The organism is Sphaerotilus hippei (assembly GCF_003201595.1).
GTDB lineage: Bacteria > Pseudomonadota > Gammaproteobacteria > Burkholderiales > Burkholderiaceae_C > Sphaerotilus > Sphaerotilus hippei.
In genome coordinates this window covers 105,075-126,851 of record NZ_QJJS01000003.1, presented here as the reverse complement: position 1 = coordinate 126,851, position 21,777 = coordinate 105,075, and the positions used below count along the sequence as shown (strand labels likewise).

The following is a 21,777-nucleotide window of genomic DNA, read 5'->3' as shown; positions in this document are numbered from 1 at the left end:
CTCCTTTTTCGGATGTTGTCGGCGTGCGGCGGGAAATCAGGTGATGACGGCCGGGCGTTCCAGGCCGCTGAGCTCGCGGATGCGCGCCACCTCGTCGGCGACGCGGATCAGATCGGCCAGCGCATCCTGGGCCGGCAGGTCGTGGCGGGCGGGATCGGCCTCGTAGCGTTCGAGGTAGACCCGCAGCGTGGCGCCTTCGGTGCCGGTGCCCGACAGGCGCAGGACGATGCGCGAGCCGCCCTCGAAGATCAGCCGCACGCCCTGGCGCGCGGAGACCGAGCCATCGACCGGATCGGTGTAGGCGAAATCGTCGGCCTGGCTCAGCACCAGGCCCGGGGCCAGCGTGCGCCCGGCCAGCGCCGGCAGCTGCTCGCGCAGCGCGGCCATCAGCGCATCGGCCCGCTCGACGGGCACGCCCTCCCAGTCGTGGCGCGAATAGTAGTGGCGGCCGAAACGGGCCCAGTGCGAGCGCACCAGCTGTTCGACCGACTCGCCGGTGACGGCCAGCAGGTTGAGCCAGTACAGCACGGCCCACAGGCCGTCCTTCTCTCGCACATGGGTCGAGCCGGTGCCATAGCTCTCTTCGCCGCAGAGGGTGACCTTGCCGGCATCGAGCAGGTTGCCGAAGAATTTCCAGCCGGTGGGCGTCTCGAAGCAGGGCACGCCCAGCGCCTTCGCGACCGCGTCGGCCGCGCAGGAGGTCGGCATCGAACGCGCGATGCCGGCCAGGCCCGCGCGGTAGCCGGGCACCCGGGTCGCGTGGGCGGCCATCACCGCCAGGCTGTCCGACGGGGTGACGACGAAGCGCCGGCCCAGGATCATGTTGCGGTCGGCATCGCCGTCGGAGGCGGCGCCGAAGTCGGGAGCGTCGGCCGCCTCCATCGCCGCGATCAGCTCGGTCGCGTGGGCCGGGTTCGGATCGGGGTGATGGCCGCCGAAGTCCTCCAGCGGCACGCCGTTGACCACCGTGCCGGCCGGGGCCCCCAGCAGTCCTTCGAGCACGGCATGGGCGTAGGGGCCGGCCGCGGCGCACATCGCGTCGAAACGCATGCGGTGGCCCCGGGCGAACCAGGCCCGCATCGCGTCAAAGTCGAACAGCGACTGCATCAGCTCGGCGTAATCGAGCACCGAGTCGATCACCTCGACCTGCATGCCACCCAGCGTGCCGGCGCCCGGCGTCTCGAGATCGACCTCGGGCGCGCCCTCGAGCGTGAGGTAGGCCGACAGCGTGCCGGTGCGGGCGTAGATCGCCTCGGTCACCGCCTCGGGGGCCGGGCCGCCGTTGCCGATGTTGTACTTGATGCCGAAGTCGCCGTCCGGGCCGCCCGGGTTGTGGCTGGCCGACAGCACGATGCCGCCATAGGCGCCGTGCTTGCGGATCACCGCGCTGACCGCCGGGGTCGACATCAGCGCGCCCCGGCCCACCAGCACCTTGCCGAAGCCGTTGGCCGCGGCCATGCGCAGGATGGTCTGCACCGCGACCCGGTTGTGGAAACGCCCGTCGCCACCGAGCACCAGCGTCTGGCCGGCCTTGTCGGGCAGCACGTCGAACAGCGCCTGGACGAAGTTCTCCAGGTAGTTCGGCTGCTGGAAGACGGTGACCTTCTTGCGCAGGCCGGAGGTGCCGGGACGCTGTCCGGCAAACGGGGTCGTGGGGACGCTCAGGATCTTCATGCGGGACTCGTGCAAGTCAGGAGACGTTGGAAAAATGGGCCCATGCAGGCCAGCGGGCCAGCCGGCGCGCCGTCGCGGGCGTGGACAGCACCTGCAGGCATCGTGCCGGCACCTTCAGCAGGGGCGGACAGGGCTCGACACCGCCCGCCGCCGGGTCGGTGTCGCTCGCCACAGCCGAGCACAGCACGGCATGCCACGCCCCGTCGGGCAGGCGGAACTCGCGCGGCTGCGCGTCGGGGTTGACCAGCAGCAGCACGCCGTCGGGCGTGTCATCGTCCTCACCGGCCTCGGCGGCCGGGGGCGCGCACAGCCAGATGCCCAGCGCCCGGTCGTGGCGGTCGGACCAGTCGGCGTCGTGCAGCGGGCGGCCCTGCGGGTGCCACCAGCACACGTCGACCAGACCGTCGGCATCGGGCGTGCCGCGCAGCCAGCGGGGCTGGCGCAGCGCCGGCACGGCACGGCGCAGCGTCAGCAGGCGGGCGACGAAGCTGCCCAGCGGCGCATCGGCGCCGGTCCAGTTCAGCCAGGTGGTCGGGTTGTCCTGGCAGTAGGCGTTGTTGTTGCCGTGCTGGCTGTGGCCCAGCTCGTCGCCGGCCAGCAGCATGGGCGTGCCCTGCGACAGCAGCAGCGAGGCCAGCAGCGCGCGCTGCAGGTCGGCGCGCAGCGCGAGCACGTCGGCGCGCACCGTCGGGCCTTCCACGCCGCAGTTCCAGCTGCTGTTGTGGTGGTGGCCGTCGCGGTTGTGCTCGCCGTTGAGGTGGTTGTGCTTGTGGTCGTAGCTGACCAGGTCCCGCAGCGTGAAGCCGTCGTGCGCGGTGATGAAGTTGACGCTGGCCGCGGGCGCGCGGCCGCTGTGGTGGAACTGCGTGCTCGACGCGGCGAAGCGGTGCACGAACACGCCCCGGTCGCCCGCACCCCGCAGCCACCAGCTGCGCATCGTGTCGCGGAACTGGTCGTTCCACTCGGCCCAGCCGGGCGGGAAGCTGCCCAGCTGGTAGCCGCCCGGCCCGAGGTCCCAGGGCTCGGCGATCAGCTTGACCCCGGCGAGCACCGGGTCGGCCAGCACCGCGGCGAAGAACGCGTGGTGCGGATCGAACACGCCGTCGGCGCGCCGGCCCAGGATCGGGGCCAGATCGAAGCGGAAGCCGTCGACGCCGATCACCTGCACCCAGTGGCGCAGCGAGTCGAGCACCAGCTGCAGCACGCGCGGCTGGCTCAGGTCGAGGCAGTTGCCGCAGCCGGTCCAGTTCAGGTAGTGCGACGGGCGGGCCGGATCGAGCCGGTAGTAGCCGCGGTTGGCCAGGCCCCGCAGGCTCAGCGTCGGGCCGGCCTCGTCGGTCTCGGCGCTGTGGTTGAAGACGACGTCGAGCACGACCTCCAGGCCGCCCGCGTGCAGCTCGTCGACCATGGCCACCACCTCGTCGAGCGCCTGCTCGGGCTGGCTCGCATAACGGGGTTCGGGCGCGAGGAAGCCGATGCTGCTGTAGCCCCAGTAGTTGCTCAGCCCCAGGCGCTGCAGCCGGGCCTCGTCGGCGCGCGCGTGCAGCGGCAGCAGGCTCAGCGTGGTCACGCCCAGGCGACGCCAGTGCGCCAGCAGCGCCGGGTGCGACAGGCCGCGGTAGGTGCCCTGCAGCTCGGCAGGCACGTCGGGATGCAGCCGGCTGGCGCCTTTCAGGTGCACCTCGCACAGCACGGTGTCGGACCAGGCGTGCAGCGGCCGCGCCACCCGCGGGCCCGAGCCCATCGGCGCCGGCACGCGAGCCTGCGGGCGCACGCGGGCCTTCAGCGCCACGTCGGCGTTGTCCTGCGGATCGAGGCAGGACGGATCGATGTCCAGGTGCCCGAGCGAGCGCTCGAGGTCGCCGGCATAGGCGCCGACCACCTCGTGCGCATGCGGGTCGAGCAGCACGCGGGCGGGGTTGTGGCGGTGGCCCCGCGCAGGATCCCAGGGGCCGTCGACCCGCCAGCCGTAGACCAGCGAGGCCTCGGCGTCCAGCGGCAGCCAGCCGTGCCAGACCCCGTCGGTGCAGGCCTGCAGGCGCCAGCAGGCCTGCTCGGTCCGGCCCGCGTCATCGAACACGCACAGCCACGCGCCGGTGGCGTCGGGCGCCCACAGCGCGAGGTTCAGGCCGCCATCACGCCGGCTGGCGCCCAGTGGCCACGGTCGGCCCGCCGGCAGGACTTCGGCCGCGCCGACACCCGCCGGCCGCTGCGGCGCACGACAAGTCGAGGTCGCGGTCATGGTGCACCATCACCCAGGGCCAGCACCACCGTGGCCAGCGGGGGCAGCGTCATGACGATCGAGTGCGGCTGGCCATGCCAGCTCAGCGCCTCGCTGTCGAGCGTGCCGTTGCGCACGTCGCTGCCGCCGAACTCGGCGGCATCGGTGTTGATCGCCTCGCTCCAGGCGCCCTCGTCGGGCACGCCGATGCGCCAGCCGTGGCGCACCACCGGCGTCAGGTTGCATACCACCACCACCGCCCGGCCCTGCCGGTCGCGGCGCTGGAACACCAGCACGGAGTGCTCGGCATCGTCGTGGCTGATCCACTCGAAGCCGGCGGGCTGGGTGTCGAGCTCGTGCAGCGCGGGCGTGCGCCGCATCAGGTGGTTGAGCGCGCGCACCAGGCGCTGGATGCCCGCGTGCGGCGCCTGCTCGAGCAGGTGCCAGTGCAGGCTGGCGTCGGCGTTCCACTCGTCCCACTGGGCGAACTCGCAGCCCATGAAGAGCAGCTTCTTGCCCGGGTGGGCCCACATCAGGCCGTACATCGCCCGCAGGTTGGCGAACTTCTGCCAGTCGTCGCCGGGCATCTTGCGGATCAGCGAACCCTTGCCGTGCACCACCTCGTCGTGCGAGAGCGGCAGCACGAAGTTCTCGCTGAACGCATACATCAGCGAGAAGCGGATCTGGTCGTGGTGGTGCTGGCGGAACACCGGGTCACGGGCGAAATAGGCCAGCGTGTCGTTCATCCAGCCCATGTTCCACTTGTAGTGGAAGCCCAGGCCGCCGGCCTGCAGGTCGGGGGTGGGCGGACGCGACACCAGCGGGAAGGAGGTCGACTCCTCGGCCACCGTGATCGCCTCGGGGCGCTGCACGCCCACGACATGGTTCATGCGGCGCAGGAACTCGATGGCCTCGAGGTTCTCGCGCCCGCCATGGCGGTTCGGGATCCACTGGCCGTGCTCGCGGCTGTAGTCGCGGTAGAGCATCGAGGCCACCGCGTCCACGCGCAGGCCGTCGATGCCGAAGCGCTCGATCCAGTACAGCGCATTGCCCACCAGGTAGTTGCGCACCTCGGAGCGGCCGTAGTTGTAGATCAGCGTGTTCCAGTCCTGGTGGAAACCTTCGCGCGGATCGGCGTGCTCGTAGAGGTGGCTGCCGTCGAAGCGGGCCAGGCCATGCTCGTCGCTGGGGAAATGGGCCGGCACCCAGTCGAGGATCACGCCCAGGCCGGCGGCATGCGCGGCCTCGACCAGGGCACGGAACTCCCACGGGTTGCCGAAGCGCGAGGTCGGCGCGTACAGGCCGACCGGCTGGTAGCCCCAGGAGCCGTCGAACGGGTACTCGTGCAGCGGCAGCAGCTCGAGGTGGGTGAAGCCCATGTCGACCGCATAGGCCACCAGCTGGCGGGCCAGCTCGCGGTAACCCAGCCAGGCGCCGTCGGGCGAACGCCGCCACGAGCCCAGGTGGACCTCGTAGATGCTGACCGGTGCATCGAGCGCATTGGCCGCGCGGCGCTGCTCGCTGCTGGCCAGGCCGGGCAGCAGGCGCTGCACCACCGAGGCCCGCTGCGGTCGCAGCTGGGCGCGGAAGGCGAACGGATCGGACTTCAGGTGGACCTGGTCGTCGCAGCCCAGCACCTCGAACTGGTAGGTGTCGCCCTCGCCCACCTGCGGCAGGAAGATCTCCCAGACGCCACACTCGTGGCGCAGGCGCATCGGGTGGCGCCGGCCGTCCCACTGGTTGAAGTCGCCCACCACCGACACCCGCTGGGCCTGCGGCGCCCAGACGGCGAAGCGGGTGCCATCGACGCCCTGCACCCGCACCAGGTGCGCCCCCAGCCACTCGTAGGGCCGGTGGTGCGTGCCCTGGGCCAGCAGCCAGACGTCCATCTCGAGGAGCAGCGGTGCGCAGCTGTAGGGGTCCAGCGTCGGGGCGGTCCGGCCCGCGCCCCAGTCGATGGCCAGGCGGTACTCGAAGCCGTCGGGCACGTCCGACAGCACCAGCACGAACAGGTCGCTGTCGGGCTGGCGCTGCAGGTCGGCCAGCCAGGTGCCGTCGACCGCGACCAGGGCCACCGACACCACGCCGGGCAGGAAACAGCGCAGCGCCCTCAGCTGCGCCAGGCCGGCGAGCTCCTCGGTGGCCACGAGGCGCTGCAGGCCGAGCACGGCGAACGCGTCGCCATGGCGCGCGGACTGCAGCGCACGCAGCACCGCCTGGTCCAGCCAGGCCCTCGTGGCATGGGCGGGATGGACCACGGGGGGCCGGGTTGCCGGAGAAGCGGCGGAATCTGAATCGCGCTGGGTAGCCATCTACATCCATCCATGGGCCCACCAGGACCCATTGTCATTTTCACATGCGTACCGTGACCAGCCAGGCACCAAGAGGTGGCAGCGTCAGTGTGCTGCCGTCGCAGCAGCCCTGCTGCGCTTCAGGCCATCCGGCCGGCCAGATCGGCGCGACCTGCAGACCGGCGGCGATCTCGCCGGCCCACGGCGCCGGCAGCGCGACCTGCCGCGCCTCGTCGCCCAGGTTGAACACCAGCCAGCACCGGCCGCCGTCCTGGTCTGGGGGCACCGAGCGCTCCAGCGCGAGCAGCGGCTCGGGCAGGTCGACCAGCTGCATCGCCCCGCCCACCAGTTCCGGGCGGCTGCGTCGCCAGGCCAGCAGCGCGCGGCTGGCCTGCAGCATCGAGTCGGGATCGGCCTCCTGCAGGTCGACGGCCAGCGCCTGGTGCGCCGCACTCACCGGCAGCCAGGGCCGGCCGGTGGTGAAGCCCGCCTGTGCGGCATCCGCCTGCCAGGGCATCGGCGTGCGGCAGCCGTCGCGGCCCTTGAACTCGGGCCAGAAGGCCAGGCCGTAGGGATCCTGCAGCAGCTCGTAGGGCACCTGCGCCTCCGGCAGGCCGAGCTCCTCGCCCTGGTAGAGGCAGACGCTGCCGCGCAGGCCCAGCAGCATGGCCAGCAGCAGCCGGCTGCGGCGGGCGTCGAGCGTGCCGTCGGCCGACCAGCGGGTGGCGATGCGCGGCACGTCGTGGTTGGACAGCGCCCAGCAGCCCCAGCCGCCGGTCCGCGCGATCTCGCGCTCGAGCGTGCCGACCTCGCGGCGCACATGGGCGGCCGAGCCGTCGCGGGTCAGCAGGCTGAAGCTGTAGGCCATGTGCAGGCGCCGGCCGGCCTCGGTGTAGAGCGCCATCAGCGGCGGCGCCTGCTCGTCGCCGACCTCGCCGATGCTGCTGGCGCCGAACTCGTCGAGCACCGCGCGCACCCGCTCGAGGAAGAGCAGGTTCTCCGGCTGGCTCTTGTCGTGCAGGTGGCGCTGCATCGCGTAGGGGTTGTCGGCCTGCACGGTGCTGACCGGGCCGTCGCTGGCGTCGACCGGCGGGTTGTCACGCAGCAGCGCGTCGTGCACCTGGTGGTTGCAGGCATCGAAGCGGAAGCCGTCGACGCCCTTCTCGCACCAGAAGCGCACCTCGCCGAGCAGCGCCTCCTGCACGGCCGGGCAGTGGAAGTTCAGGTCGGGCTGGCTCGCCAGGAAGCTGTGCAGGTAGTACTGGCGCCGGCGTGCGTCCCACTGCCAGGCCGAGCCGCCGAAGACGCTCAGCCAGTTGTTGGGCGGCGTGCCGTCCGGCCGGGCATCGGCCCAGACGTACCAGTCGCTCCTGGGGTTGTCGCGGCTGAGCCGGCTCTGCTGGAACCAGGCGTGCTGGTCCGAGGTGTGCGACAGCACCTGGTCGATCAGGATGCGCAGGCCCAGCTGGTGCGCCCGCGCCAGCAGCTGGTCGAAGTCGGCCAGCGTGCCGAAGATCGGATCGACGTCGCGGTAATCGGAGACGTCGTAGCCGAAGTCCTTCATCGGACTGCGGAAGAAGGGCGAGATCCAGATCGCGTCCACCCCGAGCGAGGCCACATGCTCCAGCCGGGCGGTGATGCCCGGCAGGTCGCCGATGCCGTCACCGTTGCTGTCCATGAAACTGCGCGGATAGATCTGGTAGATCACCGCCCCCCGCCACCAGTCCTTCGTCTGCTGCATGCGCCATCCGTTTCCAGTTTGAACGGATAGTGCCATGTAACCTGACCGAATCCGTCATCCGGCGCGCCAGCCTGAAACAAAAACGCCCCTCGATGGAGGGGCGCCGGCTCATCGGCCCGGTCGGGGCCTGCGGGCGGGTGTCACTGCTTGACGCAGTCCACGTAGTAGCGGTGCCGGCCGTTGCCCAGGTCCTCCTCGACCAGGCCGTGCACGTCGGTGTGGAAGCCCGGGAAACGCTCGTTGAACTGGCGGGTGAAGCGCAGGTAGTCGCAGATGCGCTTGTTGAACACCTCGCCCGGGATCAGCAGCGGGATGCCCGGCGGATACGGCGTCAGCAGCGAGGTGGTGATGCGCCCCTCGAGCTGGTCGATCTCCACGCGCTCGGTCTTGCGGTGGGCGATGTAGGCGTAGGCGTCGCTGGGCTTCATCGCCGGCTGCAGGTCCGACAGGTAGACGTCGGTAGTCAGGCGGGCGATGTCGCCCTCGGCGTAGGCCTCGTGGATGGACTGGCACAGGTCACGCAGCCCCATGCGCTCGTAGACCGGGTACTTGGCCGCGAACTCCGGCAGCACGCGCCAGATCGGCTGGTTGCGATCGTAGTCGTCCTTGAACTGCTGCAGCGCGGTCAGCATCGTGTTCCAGCGGCCCTTGGTGATGCCGATGGTGAACATGATGAAGAAGCTGTAGAGGCCGGTCTTCTCGACCACCACGCCATGCTCGGCCAGGAACTTGGTGACGATGGACGCCGGGATGCCGGTCTTGTCGAAGGCCCCCGACATGTTCAGGCCGGGCGTGATGATGGTCGACTTGATCGGGTCGAGCATGTTGAAGCCCGGCGCCAGGTCGCCGAAGCCGTGCCAGGTCTCGTTGGCCTCGAGGATCCAGCCGTCCGCGCGGCCCATGCCCTCGCTGACCAGCGCCTCGGGGCCCCAGACCTTGAACCACCAGTCCAGGCCGAACTCGTCCTCGACCTTGCGCATCGCGCGGCGGAAGTCGAGCGCCTCCTTGATGCTTTCCTCGACCAGCGCGGTGCCGCCCGGGGGCTCCATCATCGCCGCGGCGACATCGCACGAGGCGATGATCGCGTACTGCGGGCTGGTGGAGCTGTGCATCAGGTAGGCCTCGTTGAAGAGGTGGCGGTCGAGCTTCTGGTTCTGCGCGTCCTGCACCAGCACCTGCGAGGCCTGGCTCAGGCCGGCCAGCAGCTTGTGGGTCGACTGCGTGGCATAGACCAGCGCCTCCTTCGGCCGCGAGCGGTTCTTGCCCATCGCGTGGTAGCTGCCGTAGAAGCTGTGGAAGGCCGCGTGCGGCAGCCACGCCTCGTCGAAGTGCAGCGTGTCGATCCAGCCGTCGAGCATGCCCTTGATCGTCTCGGTGTTGTAGAGCACGCCGTCGTAGGTGCTCTGCGTCAGCGTCATGATGCGCGGCTTGACCGTCGCGGGGTCGACGCCGGCGAGCAGCGGGTTGCGCGCGATCTTGGCCTCGATGGCCTCGCGGCTGAACTCGCTCTGCGGGATCGGGCCGATGATGCCGTAGTGGTTGCGCGTGGGCGTCATGAACACCGGGATGGCCCCGGTCATGATGATCGCGTGCAGGATGGACTTGTGGCAGTTGCGGTCGACCACCACCACGTCGCCCGGCGCCACCGTGTGGTGCCAGACCATCTTGTTGGACGTGGACGTGCCGTTGGTGACGAAGAAGCAGTGGTCGGCGTTGAAGATGCGCGCGGCGTTGCGCTCGCTCTGCGCCACCGGGCCGGTGTGGTCGAGCAGCTGGCCGAGTTCTTCCACGGCATTGCAGACGTCCGCGCGCAGCATGTTCTCGCCGAAGAACTGGTGGAACATCTGGCCCACCGGGCTCTTCAGGAACGCGACGCCGCCGGAGTGGCCCGGGCAGTGCCAGCTGTAGGAGCCGTCCTGCGCATAGTCCATCAGCTCCTTGAAGAACGGCGGCGCCAGCCCGTCGAGGTAGCTCTTGGACTCGCGGATGATGTGGCGCGCCACGAACTCCGGCGTGTCCTCGAACATGTGGATGAAGCCGTGCAGCTCGCGCAGGATGTCGTTGGGGATGTGCTGCGAGGTGCGCGTCTCGCCGTAGATGTAGATCGGGATGTCCGTGTTGCGGAAGCGGATCTCCTCGATGAACTTGCGCAGGTTCAGCACCGCCGGGTCGAGCTCGGGGCCGGGCGTGAACTCCTCGTCGTCGATCGACAGGATGAAGGCGCCGGCGCGGCTCTGCTGCTGGGCGAACTGGCTCAGGTCGCCGTAGCTGGTCGCCCCCAGCACCTCGAAGCCCTCTTTCTCGATGGCCTGTGCGAGTGCGCGGATGCCCAGGCCGGAGGTGTTCTCCGAGCGGAAGTCCTCGTCGATGATGACGATGGGGAAATGAAAGCGCTGCATCGCGGCGGCTCCGGGAAAAGAGGGACGGAAAAAATCGAAGGGCGAAGTGTAGGGCTTGCGTGTGTCCGTGCCGGGTCAGCACGGCCGGTGGCCGCGACGGCAGGGCCGCAGGCGCCTGCCACCCGCGGCGGCGAGACCGATGGGGAGGCCGGACCGGATCGGGCCCGCGCAGGTGCGGGACGCGGGACTCAGTCGTCCGCGTCGTCCAGGCCGGGGAACAGCACGTCGGTGTAGCCGAAGCGGCTGAAGTCGCGCACCCGCATCGGGTAGAGCACTCCCTGCAGGTGGTCACACTCGTGCTGCACCACCCGGGCGTGGAAGCCTTCGGCCTCCCGGTCGACGGGCCGGCCCTGCTCGTCGAACCCCTGGTAGCGGATGTGCCGCCAGCGCGGCACGACACCACGCAGGCCGGGCACGGACAGGCAGCCTTCCCAGCCGTCCTCCTGCGCGTCGGACAGCGGCTCGATGCGCGGGTTGATCAGTACGGTGCGTGGCACCAGCGGCGCGTCGGGGTAACGGGCGCTCGTCCCGCCACCGAAGATCACCACGGCCAGATCCACCCCGATCTGCGGCGCGGCCAGGCCGGCGCCCGCGGCGGCGGCCATCGTGTCTTCCATGTCGGTGATCAGGGCGCGCAACTCGTCGGTGGCGAAGCGCTGCACCGGCCGGGCCTGCAGCAGCAGCCGGGGGTCGCCCATCTTCAGCAAGGTCCTGATCGTCATCGGGTGTGGTCTCCGCATCCCCCAGCAGCGGGGTGAACGCCGGCATTCTTCCATGCCTGGACGCACGGGGCCGGGGCCGATGCACGCAATCCCCCCGCGGGCGCAGCCGGCGTCTTCACGGCTGGCGGTGATCCGGGCGGGGCAAGTCAGGACGATGCGCAGCTGGCGCGGGGCGAACGCGCGCGGCCGCGAGATCCGGTGATCAGGACGCCAGCGTGTCGCCGTAGACGGTCTGGCCGACCTCTTCGTCGATGCCCTGGTCGAACGCCTCGATCTCGCTGAGCGCGTGCGGGATCATCGGCTTGTCGAGCGGGCGGCAGACACGTCGCTTCAGGCGCTGCAGGCGATCGGAGTGCTCCACCGCGAACAGCACGGCCTGCGGGTCCATCATCAGTGCAAAAGGGTTGGTGATCTGCTGGGTTTTCATGGTGCTGCTCCGTGTGTCCTTGTTGTCGATGGACGCACTGTAGGAGCCGCCTGCCAGAAACTGAAGTGGGCCTGAAACGGAAAAAGCTGTCAGATTTTGTCTGACACACTGTCAGCGCCAGACCCCCTGCCAGACCCCGGCGCGCCCTCCCGGGCAGACACGAAGGCGAAATGAAGTCGATACGAATCATCGACTTGCCTGCGCCCGCCGGTGTCAGGCGGCGCCTGACACCGGGTGTCGGCTTCAGGCCGACAGGCCGAACAGGCGCTCGCAGTTGGCCGTGGTCACCCGTGCGACTTCGTGCACATCCAGGCCCTTGAGGCGCGCCAGCTCGGCGGCCACCAGCGGCACCAGCGCGGGCGTGTTGGTCTTGCCGCGGTGCGGCGCCGGCGCCAGGTAGGGGCTGTCGGTCTCGATCAGGCAGCGCTCGAGCGGCACCTGGGCGGCCACCGCCTTCAGGTCGACCGCGTTGCGGAAGGTCAGGATGCCGGAAAACGAGAGGTGGAAGCCCATGTCCAGCGCCGCGGCGGCGACCTCGGCGGTCTCGGTGAAGCAGTGGAAGACACCGCCGACGGCCTCGGCCCCCTCCTCGCGCAGGATGGCCAGCGTGTCGGCGCTGGCGCTGCGGGTGTGGATCACCAGCGGCTTGCCCAGGAGGCGGGCCGCGCGCACATGCACCCGCAGGCGCTCGCGCTGCCACTCCATGTCGGCGATGCTGCGCTCGCCCAGGCGGTAGTAGTCCAGCCCGGTCTCGCCGATGGCGACCACCCGGGCCTCGCGGCCCCGCTCGACCAGGTCCTCGACGGTCGGCTCCCGCACCCCTTCGTTGTCGGGGTGCACCCCCACCGTGGACCACAGATTGGCGTGCGCGCGGGCCAGGTCACGCACCGGCTCCCACTCCTCGAGCGTGGTGCAGATGACGATGGCCCGGTCGACCCGGGCGGTCTGCATGTCGGCCAGGATCTCGGGCAGGCGGGCCTGCAGTTCGGGGAAGTTGAGGTGGCAGTGGGAATCGATGTACATGGCGGACGCCGGGCTCAGATGGTCTGGGTCGGCTTGGAGGACTGGATGGAGGTGCCGAGCATCTCCTCGATGCGGATGCGCAGCGCGCGGGTCTTCTCGTCGACCGGAAACCGCACGGCCACGCCCTGGGTGCGCCCGCCCGAGGCATTGGCCGGCGTGATCCACGCCACCTTGCCCGCCACCGGATAGCGCTGCGGGTCGTCGGGCAGGGTCAGCAGCAGGTAGAGGTCCTCGCCGAGGCGGTATTCGCGGTTGGTCGGCACGAACAGCCCGCCTTCGGCGAACAGCGGCACGTAGGCGGCATAGAGCGCCCCCTTCTCGCGGAACACCAGCTGGATGACGCTGGGCCGTGCACTGGAGGTCGTGGGAAGGCGCGAGATGGGTTCGTTCATGGTTTCGAGTTTATCGGCCCGGCCGCGGCCCGGCTTGACCACCGCCACGCGCCGGCACGCCGCCGAGCTGCTGCCGGGCCTCGATCATCAGCGCCTCGAACGCCAGGCCGGCGCTCCACGGGTGCTCGGCCTGCCGGGCGCGGTCACGCAGCCGCGCCGACCAGGCCGTCAGGCGCCCGACCGAGCCCGCCGGCACCGGCGCGCCATGCGCGAAGAAGCGCGGCGACTGGCCCAGCGTGACCATCAGGCTGTCGTGGCAGAGCTTGTGCAGCGCGTCGATCAGCAGCGGCACGGTCCAGCTGGTGGTGGCCTCGAGCACGCCGGCGCGGGCGGCCGCCGGAAAGCCCAGCCACACGTCGGCGCCCAGGCCCTGACGGGCCAGCGCCAGGGCCTGCAGCGGCTGCAGGCCGCTGGCATCGAGCAGCACGGCGGCCTGCTCCAGCCCCTGGTCCTGCAGCCAGGCCAGCGCCACCTCACGCTCGGGCACCCGCAGGCGCAGATCCTGGCAGCGGCTGCGGATCGTCGGCAGCAGGGCTTCGGGCGCGCCGCAGCTCAGCACGAAGCGCAGGCCGCCGGGCGGCTCCTCCAGCGTCTTCAGCAGCGCGTTGGCCGCCACCGCGTTCAGCGCCTCGGCCGGGTGCAGCACCATGACCTTGTGGCGCGAGCGCCCGGCGGTCAGCGCGCTGAACTCCAGCGCGGCGCGGATCTGCTCGACCCGGATCTCGCGGCTGGGCTTGCGCTTGCGGCCCTCGTCGTCGCTGCCGTCGTCGGCCGACAGCCCGGCCTCGGCCTTCAGCGCGTCGGGCACGATCAGCCTCAGGTCGGGGTGGCTGCGCTCGTCGACCAGATGGCACGACGGGCACCGCCCGCAGGCCAGGCCATCGGGGCGCGCGGCCGCGTCGGTCTCGCACAGCCAGGCCTGCGCCAGCGCCAGTGCGAACTCCATCTGCCCGACTCCCTCGGGGCCGTGCACCAGCAGCGCATGGCCCTGCTGGTCACGCAGCGCGCGCGACAGCTCCGGCCGCAGCCAGGGCAGCAGGCCGTGGCGGGTCGGCGGCAGCGACGGCGCCCGCACCGCTCGCACCGCGCTCACCATGACCGGGCCTCCAGCGCCGCGGCGATCTGGGCGGCGACCTCGCCCGGGGTCAGCGAGGCGTCCAGCCGGGCCACGCGTGCACCGGCCTGGGCAAAACGGCGCTGGTAGCCCGCCGCCACGGCCTCGAAGAAGGCGAGCGGCTCGGCCTCGAAGCGGTCGGGCACCCGCGCGGCGGCGCGGCGGGCCGCGGCCACCGCCGGGGGCAGGTCGAACCACAGCGTCAGGTCGGGCTGGCGGCCCTGCTGCACCCAGGACTCCAGCTGCGTCAGCACCGCCAGGTCGAAGCCGCGGCCACCGCCCTGGTAGGCGAAGGTGGCGTCGGTGTAGCGGTCGCACAGCACCACCGCCCCGCGCGCCAGCGCGGGCTCGATCACCCGGACCAGGTGGTCACGCCGGGCGGCGAACACCAGCAGCGCTTCGGTCAGCGCATCCATCGGCCGGGCCAGCACCAGCGCGCGCAACGCCTCGGCCAGCTCGGTGCCTCCGGGCTCGCGGGTGCGCACGACCTCGAGGCCGCGGGTGATCCAGCGCTGCGCCAGCGCCTCGACATGGCTGGTCTTGCCCGCCCCGTCGATGCCCTCGACCGTGATGAAGCAGCCGGCGGGACCGGTCGGGGACGGTGTGGGGTTCATGCTCGCATCGCTCATCGTTGTCGGCCGGAGCGCTGGTAGCGCTCGACGGCCCGGTTGTGGTCGGCCAGGTTGTCGCTGAATTCGCTGCTGCCGTCGCCCCGGGCGACGAAGTACAGCGCCCGGCTGCGGTCGGGCTGCATGACCGCGCGCAGCGCGGCCGCGCCGGGCATCGCGATGGGCGTGGGCGGCAGGCCGGTGCGGGTGTAGGTGTTGAACGGGGTGTCGGTCTGCAGGTCGATGCGGCGCAGGTTGCCGTCGAAGCGCTCGCCCAGGCCGTAGATCACGGTCGGATCGGTCTGCAGCGGCATGCCCAGGCGCAGCCGGTTCAGGAACACCGCGGCCACCCGGCCCCGGTCCTCGGCCCGGCCGGTCTCCTTCTCGACGATCGACGCCAGCACCAGCAGGTCCTGCTCGGTCTGGATGGGGTGATCCTCGGTGCGCTGCGCCCAGGCCTCGGCCAGCCGGCGACGCATCGCCTCGTGGGCCCGGCGCAGCAGGGCCAGGTCGCTGCTGCCGCGTGAATAGGTGTAGGTATCCGGGTAAAACTGGCCCTCGGGCAGCCGCCCGGGCGAGCCCAGCGCGGCCATCAGCGCGGCGTCGTCCATCGTCGCGCTCTCCGGGCGCAGGTCGGTCGAGCGGTTCAGCTCGGCACGCATCTGCCGGAAGGTCCAGCCTTCGATGAAACGCACCCGCGCCAGCGTCTCGTCACCGGCCACCAGCTTGCGCAGCAGCGCCGCGGGCGTGATGCCCCGCTCGAATTCATAGCTGCCCGCGCGGATGCGGCGGGCGTCCCCCGACCAGCGGAACCACTGGTAGAGCAGGACGGGCCGGGTGCGCACGCCGCCGTCCGTCAGCGCCTGGGCCAGCTGGCGCGGCGTCTGGCCCGGTTGCACGTCGACCTCGACCGTCGGCGCGGCCAGCTCCAGCGGCTGCTCGAGCCACCAGTACGCGGCCCCGGCCAGGCCGGCCGCCAGCAGGATCGACGCCACCAGCGCCCGGCGCCACCAGCGCCCACGTCTCTGAGTTTTCTGTCTTTTCAAGCTGGATACCCGACCACGCCACCGCTGCACAGCCGGTGATGATAATGAGCCCATGAACCACATCGCCTACTCCGGCCCCGGCGGGGCCTGCCGTCTCGACGATCGCAGCGTCCTGCGTGCCCAGGGGGCCGACGCCGCCACCTTCCTGCATGGACAGCTGAGCAACGACGTGAGCCGCCTGGATGCGTCGCACGCCCGGCTGGGCGCGTACTGCAGTGCGCAGGGCCGCATGCTCGCGAGTTTCATCTACGCCCGGCAAGGCGGGGAAACGCTCTGGCTGTCCTGCCAGTCCGACGTGCTGCCCGCCGCGCTCAAGCGCCTGTCGATGTTCGTGATGCGCGCCCAGGCCAGGCTCGACGACGCGACGGCCGAGCTGGCCACGCTGGGCATCGTCGGTGCGGACGCGCTCGCCCACCTGGGCGCGCAGGCGCTGGCGCCCTGGGGCAAGCTGGACCTGGAGGATGGCGCCATGCTCATCGGCCTGCCCGACGCCGCCGGCGTGGCCCGGGCGCTCTGGCTCGGACCGGTGGCCCGGGCCGGGCTGGTGCTGGCCGGCCTGCCGGCGCTCGAGCCCGCGCACTGGCGCTGGCTCGAGGTGGCCTCCGGCGTGGCCCCGGTGGTCGCGGCCACCAGCGGCCAGTTCGTGCCGCAGATGCTGAACTACGAGCTGGTCGGTGGCGTCGACTTCAAGAAGGGCTGCTACCCCGGCCAGGAGGTGGTCGCGCGCAGCCAGTACCTGGGCAAGCTCAAGCGCCGCGCCTTCCTGCTCGCCGGCGACAGCGTGATGCAGCCCGGCCAGGACGTGGTCTGGAGCGGCGACCCGGGCCAGCCGGCCGGCGTGGTCGCGCTGTCCGCGCCCCAGCCCGATGGCGGCCACCTGGCGCTGGCCGAACTGAAGATCGCGGTGACCGGCTCCGGCACGCTGCACCTGGGCAGCGCCGACGGCCCGCTGCTGAGCACCCGCCCGCTGCCCTACGCCCTGCCCCACGAACAGGCGACCTGAGACGGTGGGCACCGGACTGGAGCTTTATGTCTACTACCGCGTGCCGGCCGACCAGGCCAGCGCGGCGGGCCTCGAGGTCGATGCGGCGCAGCAGGCGCTGAAGCGGCGCTGGCCCGGGCTGCACGCCCGCCGGCTGCAGCGCGTGCCGATCGGGCCGGCCGGCCCCGCCACGGACGAACGGGCCCCGCTGACGTGGATGGAGATCTACAGCCACCCCGACGGCCTGGACCCGCTGCGGCTGGCCGCGCTGATCGAGGCCACGGCGGCGCTGCCCTCGGCCCGGCTCGGGGATCGCCATCTGGAGGGTTTCGGGCGCTGAGGTCACAATCGGCGCCCGTGCCGCCCCGAGCGGGCGCCCCCTGTCCCCTGGAGCGATGCGTACCCCGAGATGTGCCTGGCCGCGATTGCACTGGACCTCAGCCGCCGTTTTCCCCTGGTCCTGGCGGCCAACCGTGATGAATTCTTCGACCGCCCGGCCGCCCGCCTGGGCTGGTGGACCCCCGAGGCGCAGGGCCCTGAGATCCTGTCCGGACGGGACCTGGCCGCCGGCGGCACCTGGCTGGGCCTGAGCCCGCGCGGCCGGCTGGCGCTGCTGACCAACATCCGCGACCCGGTGCGCAACGACCCGAAGGCGCCCACGCGCGGCTCGCTGGTCACCCGCTGGCTCACCGGCGAGCAGCCGCCCGACCGCTATTGGGTGCATGCCTCGCTCAGCGGCCACAACGGCTTCAACCTGATCACCGCGGATTTCAGCCGGGGTGAATGCCACTGGATGTCGAACCGCCACGGTTACGCGCGGCGGCTGGACAAGGGCCTGTTCGGTCTGTCCAACGGTCATTTCGACGAGCCGTGGCCCAAGGTGCGCCGCCTCAAGGCGGACCTGGCGGCGGCGCTGGAGGACCCGGCCGAGCCCGGCGCCGAGGCGCTGGCGATGCGGCTGCTGGCCGCGCTCGCCTGCCGCGAAGGGGCGCCCGACGACGAACTGCCGTCCACCGGGGTGCCGCTGGCGCTGGAACGCGAGCTCGCGCCGGTCTTCGTTCGCACCGCCGACGGCCGCTACGGCACACGCTGCTCGACCGTGCTGGTCACCGAGCGGGTCGGCCGCACGCTGGTGACCCACGTCTGGGAGCGCACCTTCGCGGCGGACTCGGGCATGGCGCTGATGCGCCGGGCCACGCTGCGCGACTGGCCGCCCCGCTACGAGGTGCAGCCCGTCGCCGTGCCTGTCGCGGCCGCGGCGGGCAGCGTCAACTCCCCGGTGAGCGAGTCCAGCGACACCGCACCGGCGCCCGCGCGGGCAGCGGCGCAGCCGACGGGCAGCGCCGCGACACGGCTGGTGCGCCCGCGGGTGCGCAGCCTGATCAAGCCGGCCCGGGTGCGCAGCCCCTGAGCGACAGCACATCACGCCACGCCACACGCGGCCGGCCGTTCAGTCCAGGCCCAGCGCCTCGCGCAGCGCCAGGGCGATGGCAGCCTGGGCCTGGGCGGCCTCGGGCAGCGCCCGGCCGAGCTTGATGAAGTCGTGGGTCACGCCGCGCCAGAGCTCGAGCGCCACCGGCACGCCGGCCAGGCGCAGCCGGTCGGCATAGGCCAGGCCTTCGTCGACCAGCGGATCACATTCGGCCAGGCCGACCCAGGCCGGGGCCACGCCCTCCAGGTCGTCGGCCAGCAGCGGCGCGAAACGCCAGTCGCCGCGCTGCTCGCGGTCGATGTAGTGATCGAAGAACCAGCGGATCGCCTCGCTCTCGAGCAGGAAGCCCTCGGCGTAGCGTGCGTGCGAGGGCGTGTCCGCGTGCGCCGTCGTGCCCGGCGTGATCAGCACCTGCAGGGCCAGCGGCAGGCCGACATCGCGGGCATGCAGGGCGGCGACCGCGGCCAGCGTGCCGCCGGCGCTGTCGCCACCGACCGCCAGCCGGGCGCCGTCCAGGCCCAGCCGGGCCGCCCCCTCCCCCGCCAGCCAGTGCAGCGCCGCCCAGCTGTCGTCGACGGCCGCCGGAAAGCGGTGCTCCGGAGCCAGCCGGTAGTCGAGCGCGACCACCGCCGCCCCGCTGCGCAGCGACAGCTGGCGGCACAGGCTGTCGTGCGTCTCCAGCCCGCCGATGGTGAAGCCGCCCCCGTGCAGGTAGAGCAGCACCGGCAACGGGCCGTTCGCGGGGGCATACAGACGCGCCCGGCGGCCCGCGCCGGGCGCGACCGGCAGCTCGAAATCCTCGACGCGGGCCAGCGCGGCACGCGGGGGCTCCAGCACCTCGGCCGCGAGCTCGTAGGCCGCACGCGCCTGTTGCGGCGTCAGCTGGTGGAAGGCCGGGCGGCGGACCCGGCGCATGCGCGCCAGCAGTTCACGCATGGCCGGGGTCAGTTCTCTGGTGGGCATGGACAGATCGACAGCAGGGGAAGAGGGAAAGAGCGGGAGGTGCGCCGTTCAGAGCGGCTGCACGTCGTCGAGCGGGCAGCCCTGCTGCAGCCACTCGTGCCATTCGTCGGCCAGCTGCTCGCTGGCCTGGATGGCGGCGCGCCAGGCCTGCATGCGCTGCGCGGGCGCGCTGGCGTAACGCTTGAAGTCCTGCCGGTCGGGCAGCTTGCCCCCGGGCAGGCGGGCGATCCAGTCCGCCCGCGGGCTGAGCACGATCACGTTGTCCAGCCCCGGCGTCATGCGGTGCCGCTGCCGGAACGGCTTGTCCAGCCAGCCCGGCACCAGCGAGGGCTGGAAATGCGGATACAGCACCAGGCCGGCGCCGTCGCGGTTGGCCTCGATGCGCGACCAGGGCCAGTGGAACTGGTAATCGGTCAGCCCGCCGTCCCAGTAGGCACCGTCGGGCGCGCCGGGAATGGACGTCACCGCACGCAGCCAGAACGGGATCGAGCCGCTGGCCAGGATGGCGGGCATCAGGTTGGCGGCCTCGAGCGCGACCTCCTCGGTCGGCAGGTCCTCGAGCTTCAGGGGCAGGGGCTCGCGGGGATCGGAGAACACCACACGCTCCAGCCAGCCCCCGAGGTGACGCCGGTCCACGGCGTTGGCGACCCAGGCGGCCGCACCGCCCAGGGGCATCAGCAGCCGGTGCTCGCGGCGCAGGCAGCGCCGGCCCCGGCTGGCCAGCACATGCAGGCGCAGGCGCGGGTGCTGGAGCACCTGCGCCTGCTGTCCGCCGAAATGCCGCTCGAGCAGGACCGCGAAGCGGCGGCTGATGTTGCCGGCGCTCTGGCGCTCGCCGGTGGGCGGGTCGTAGCTTTCGGCGACGTAGTCCACGGCCAGCCGGCGCAGCGCGGCGTCCGGCTCGTCCAGCATCGCGCAGGCCATGCGCCAGGCGCCCACGCTGGCCCCGACCAGATGCACCGACGGTCCCCGGCCGCGCAGCCAGTGGGCGAACAGGTAACGGTCCAGCGGGTTCAGGACCAGCCCCTTCGGGCCGCCTGCCGCCGCGGGCACGGCCCGGATGTCCTGGGGCCGCAGCCCCTGGTGGCGGATGGATTCCAGGGCGCGGGGGCCGGCGTGTATCTGCAAAGCGTGCATGGGAGCGCATGCTAGCGGGTTGCGTGATGACGACGGAACGGGCGCCCGATCGCGAGAGATAAGACCGATCGACCCGACTGATGCGCCGATCCCCCGACTGCAGACTTGTCGAACCCGTGCTGACCGCGCACCATGTCGCGTGGCACGCCATGCCCTACCGTCCCAACGCACAGAAGTCACGCATTCATGGAAAACAAGAGCACCCCCGGCCAGCGCATCAAGGGCTTCGACGGACTGAGGGGAATCAGCGCGCTGGCGGTGATCGTGCACCACACGGCGCTGACGGGCACGTACATCGGGGATGCGGCGGTCTACACCTTCTTCGTGCTGAGCGGTTTCCTGATCATGGGGCTGCTGCAGAAGAGCCGCATGCAGATCGAGGCCCTGCAGACGAGCGTGATGGCGGAGTTGAAGAAATTCTGGCTGGGCCGGGCACTGCGGATCTTTCCGGTCTATTACCTGGCGCTGGCGGTGATGCTGGTGCTGGGCTGGGGGCTGGGCATCCACCAGGACCTGACCGCCCATGCGGGCTGGTATGCCACCTACCTGCAGAATTTCCACATCGGCCTGGTCAGCAAGGAATGGGGATCGTTCACCCATGTCTGGAGCCTGGCGGTCGAGCAGCAGTTCTACCTGATCTTCGGCCTGCTGTTTCTCGCCGTGCCGGCCCGCTACCACCTGCGCGTGATCGTGGCCGCGATGGTCTCGTGCGTGATCACGTACAACTTCGTGTTCTCCCACACCGACAGCGAGATCACCCCCTACACCATGCCGATGGTCGGGTTTGCCTACATTCTCGGCGGCTGCCTGATCAGCATGGCCGGGCGCCGCAGCCGGTCACCGGCGGCCTCGGGATTCGTCGGCAATGCGGTGATCTACCTGCTGCTGGCCGTGATCGTCGTCACCTCGCTGATGCCGCAGGCCGGCAACGGCCTGTGGAGCCGGTATCTGCCGGTGCCCGCCAATCTGATGATCGTCGCCTCGATCGTGCTGTATGGCGGATTCCTGTGGACCATCGCCAACTTCCAGGACGCTCATCTGGTGCGAATGCTGGAAATGCGACCGCTGCGGTACGCCGGCCAGATCTCCTATGCGCTCTACGTCTTCCACTTTCCGCTGATCCAGTGGAACCAGTATGTGCTCGAGCACACCGGCTGGATCCACAGCCACCTGGCCAGCGCGAACTTCATCATGACGCTGATCGGCTCGACCGTGCTCGCCGCGATGTCGATGCATTGGATCGAACGCCCCGTCGCGCGTGCCAAGGGTGGCATCATGGCGAGACTGAGCGCTGATGCAAGGGCCTCGACCGATTCGCTTCGATCGTCGCCGGGTTGATCCCGGACCCTGCACAGGCCGACAGATTCCGTGGACGGCCTGGGGTGCTGCATCTCGAGCCGGTAGCGACTGCAACCTCCAAAGGCAGGCATCGATGGGAAGCAAGACCGGCCCGGCGCAACACATCAAGGGCTTCGACGGACTGAGGGGAATCAGCGCGCTGGCGGTGATCGTGCACCACACGGCGCTGACGGGCACGTACATCGGGGATGCGGCGGTCTACACCTTCTTCGTGCTGAGCGGTTTCCTGATCATGGGGCTGCTGCG

18 protein-coding genes are annotated in these 21,777 nt (G+C 71.2%); 4 read left to right on the top strand and 14 right to left on the bottom strand.

From position 1 onward, the window contains the following. Positions 1 to 36 precede the first annotated feature (36 nt). From C7444_RS04320 to mltG, 12 genes are all read right to left on the bottom strand, one after another. Positions 37 to 1,674, bottom strand: coding sequence for an alpha-D-glucose phosphate-specific phosphoglucomutase (locus tag C7444_RS04320; protein ID WP_110399606.1), 1,638 nt, complete (start codon positions 1,672 to 1,674; stop codon positions 37 to 39). A 16-nt stretch (positions 1,675 to 1,690) separates the two neighbouring features. After that, complete coding sequence (gene glgX / locus C7444_RS04315; protein WP_110399605.1) at positions 1,691 to 3,916, bottom strand: glycogen debranching protein GlgX; 2,226 nt, start codon at positions 3,914 to 3,916, stop codon at positions 1,691 to 1,693. Then, positions 3,913 to 6,207: a 1,4-alpha-glucan branching protein GlgB gene (gene glgB / locus C7444_RS04310; protein WP_110399604.1), complete on the bottom strand. Its 2,295-nt coding sequence runs from the start codon at positions 6,205 to 6,207 to the stop codon at positions 3,913 to 3,915. Before glgB ends, glgX begins: the two co-directional genes overlap by 4 nt. Before the next feature lie 40 nt (positions 6,208 to 6,247). Then, positions 6,248 to 7,927: an alpha-amylase family glycosyl hydrolase gene (locus C7444_RS04305; protein ID WP_110399603.1), complete on the bottom strand. Its 1,680-nt coding sequence runs from the start codon at positions 7,925 to 7,927 to the stop codon at positions 6,248 to 6,250. A gap of 140 nt (positions 7,928 to 8,067) precedes the next feature. Next, entirely contained in the window at positions 8,068 to 10,326 is a 2,259-nt protein-coding gene (locus tag C7444_RS04300; RefSeq protein WP_110399602.1) for an arginine/lysine/ornithine decarboxylase, read from the bottom strand. Between the two features lie 188 nt (positions 10,327 to 10,514). Beyond that, positions 10,515 to 11,048 (bottom strand): peptide deformylase, encoded by a 534-nt coding sequence (gene def, locus C7444_RS04295; protein ID WP_110399601.1) that lies wholly within the window; start codon positions 11,046 to 11,048, stop codon positions 10,515 to 10,517. A 202-nt stretch (positions 11,049 to 11,250) separates the two neighbouring features. Then, positions 11,251 to 11,475: a hypothetical protein gene (locus C7444_RS04290; protein ID WP_110399600.1), complete on the bottom strand. Its 225-nt coding sequence runs from the start codon at positions 11,473 to 11,475 to the stop codon at positions 11,251 to 11,253. Between the two features lie 243 nt (positions 11,476 to 11,718). Beyond that, the gene (locus C7444_RS04285; protein ID WP_110399599.1) at positions 11,719 to 12,498 is read right to left on the bottom strand and encodes a TatD family hydrolase; all 780 of its coding nucleotides are present in this window, start codon (positions 12,496 to 12,498) and stop codon (positions 11,719 to 11,721) included. 14 nt (positions 12,499 to 12,512) lie between these two features. Continuing rightward, entirely contained in the window at positions 12,513 to 12,890 is a 378-nt protein-coding gene (locus tag C7444_RS04280; protein ID WP_110399788.1) for a PilZ domain-containing protein, read from the bottom strand. 10 nt (positions 12,891 to 12,900) lie between these two features. Then, positions 12,901 to 13,986, bottom strand: coding sequence for a DNA polymerase III subunit delta' (gene holB / locus C7444_RS04275; RefSeq protein WP_110399598.1), 1,086 nt, complete (start codon positions 13,984 to 13,986; stop codon positions 12,901 to 12,903). Continuing rightward, entirely contained in the window at positions 13,980 to 14,618 is a 639-nt protein-coding gene (gene tmk, locus C7444_RS04270; RefSeq protein WP_110399597.1) for a dTMP kinase, read from the bottom strand. The genes holB and tmk overlap by 7 nt, the downstream gene beginning before the upstream one ends. Before the next feature lie 11 nt (positions 14,619 to 14,629). After that, positions 14,630 to 15,610, bottom strand: coding sequence for an endolytic transglycosylase MltG (mltG, locus tag C7444_RS04265; RefSeq protein WP_375136908.1), 981 nt, complete (start codon positions 15,608 to 15,610; stop codon positions 14,630 to 14,632). A gap of 100 nt (positions 15,611 to 15,710) precedes the next feature. Between mltG and ygfZ the strand changes: the two genes are divergently transcribed. The 3 genes from ygfZ (at position 15,711) to C7444_RS04250 (ending at position 18,051) form a co-directional block, all read left to right on the top strand. Next, on the top strand, positions 15,711 to 16,661 hold the full coding sequence (gene ygfZ, locus C7444_RS04260) for a CAF17-like 4Fe-4S cluster assembly/insertion protein YgfZ (protein ID WP_110399596.1): 951 nt from the start codon (positions 15,711 to 15,713) through the stop codon (positions 16,659 to 16,661). Between the two features lie 4 nt (positions 16,662 to 16,665). Continuing rightward, positions 16,666 to 16,980: a DUF4936 family protein gene (locus C7444_RS04255; protein ID WP_110399595.1), complete on the top strand. Its 315-nt coding sequence runs from the start codon at positions 16,666 to 16,668 to the stop codon at positions 16,978 to 16,980. Positions 16,981 to 17,049: 69 nt separating this feature from the next. Continuing rightward, a complete protein-coding gene (locus C7444_RS04250; RefSeq protein WP_110399594.1) occupies positions 17,050 to 18,051 on the top strand; it encodes an NRDE family protein in 1,002 nt (333 codons plus the stop codon). A gap of 39 nt (positions 18,052 to 18,090) precedes the next feature. On the opposite strand, the gene C7444_RS04245 is transcribed toward C7444_RS04250, so the two are convergent. Together C7444_RS04245 and C7444_RS04240 are read right to left on the bottom strand one after the other, a co-directional pair. Next, on the bottom strand, positions 18,091 to 19,035 hold the full coding sequence (locus tag C7444_RS04245) for an alpha/beta hydrolase (RefSeq protein WP_245909404.1): 945 nt from the start codon (positions 19,033 to 19,035) through the stop codon (positions 18,091 to 18,093). Positions 19,036 to 19,083: 48 nt separating this feature from the next. Further along, positions 19,084 to 20,172, bottom strand: coding sequence for a patatin-like phospholipase family protein (locus tag C7444_RS04240; protein ID WP_110399592.1), 1,089 nt, complete (start codon positions 20,170 to 20,172; stop codon positions 19,084 to 19,086). A 186-nt stretch (positions 20,173 to 20,358) separates the two neighbouring features. Between C7444_RS04240 and C7444_RS04235 the strand changes: the two genes are divergently transcribed. Beyond that, a complete protein-coding gene (locus tag C7444_RS04235) occupies positions 20,359 to 21,510 on the top strand; it encodes an acyltransferase family protein (RefSeq protein ID WP_170130626.1) in 1,152 nt (383 codons plus the stop codon). Positions 21,511 to 21,777 lie beyond the last annotated feature (267 nt).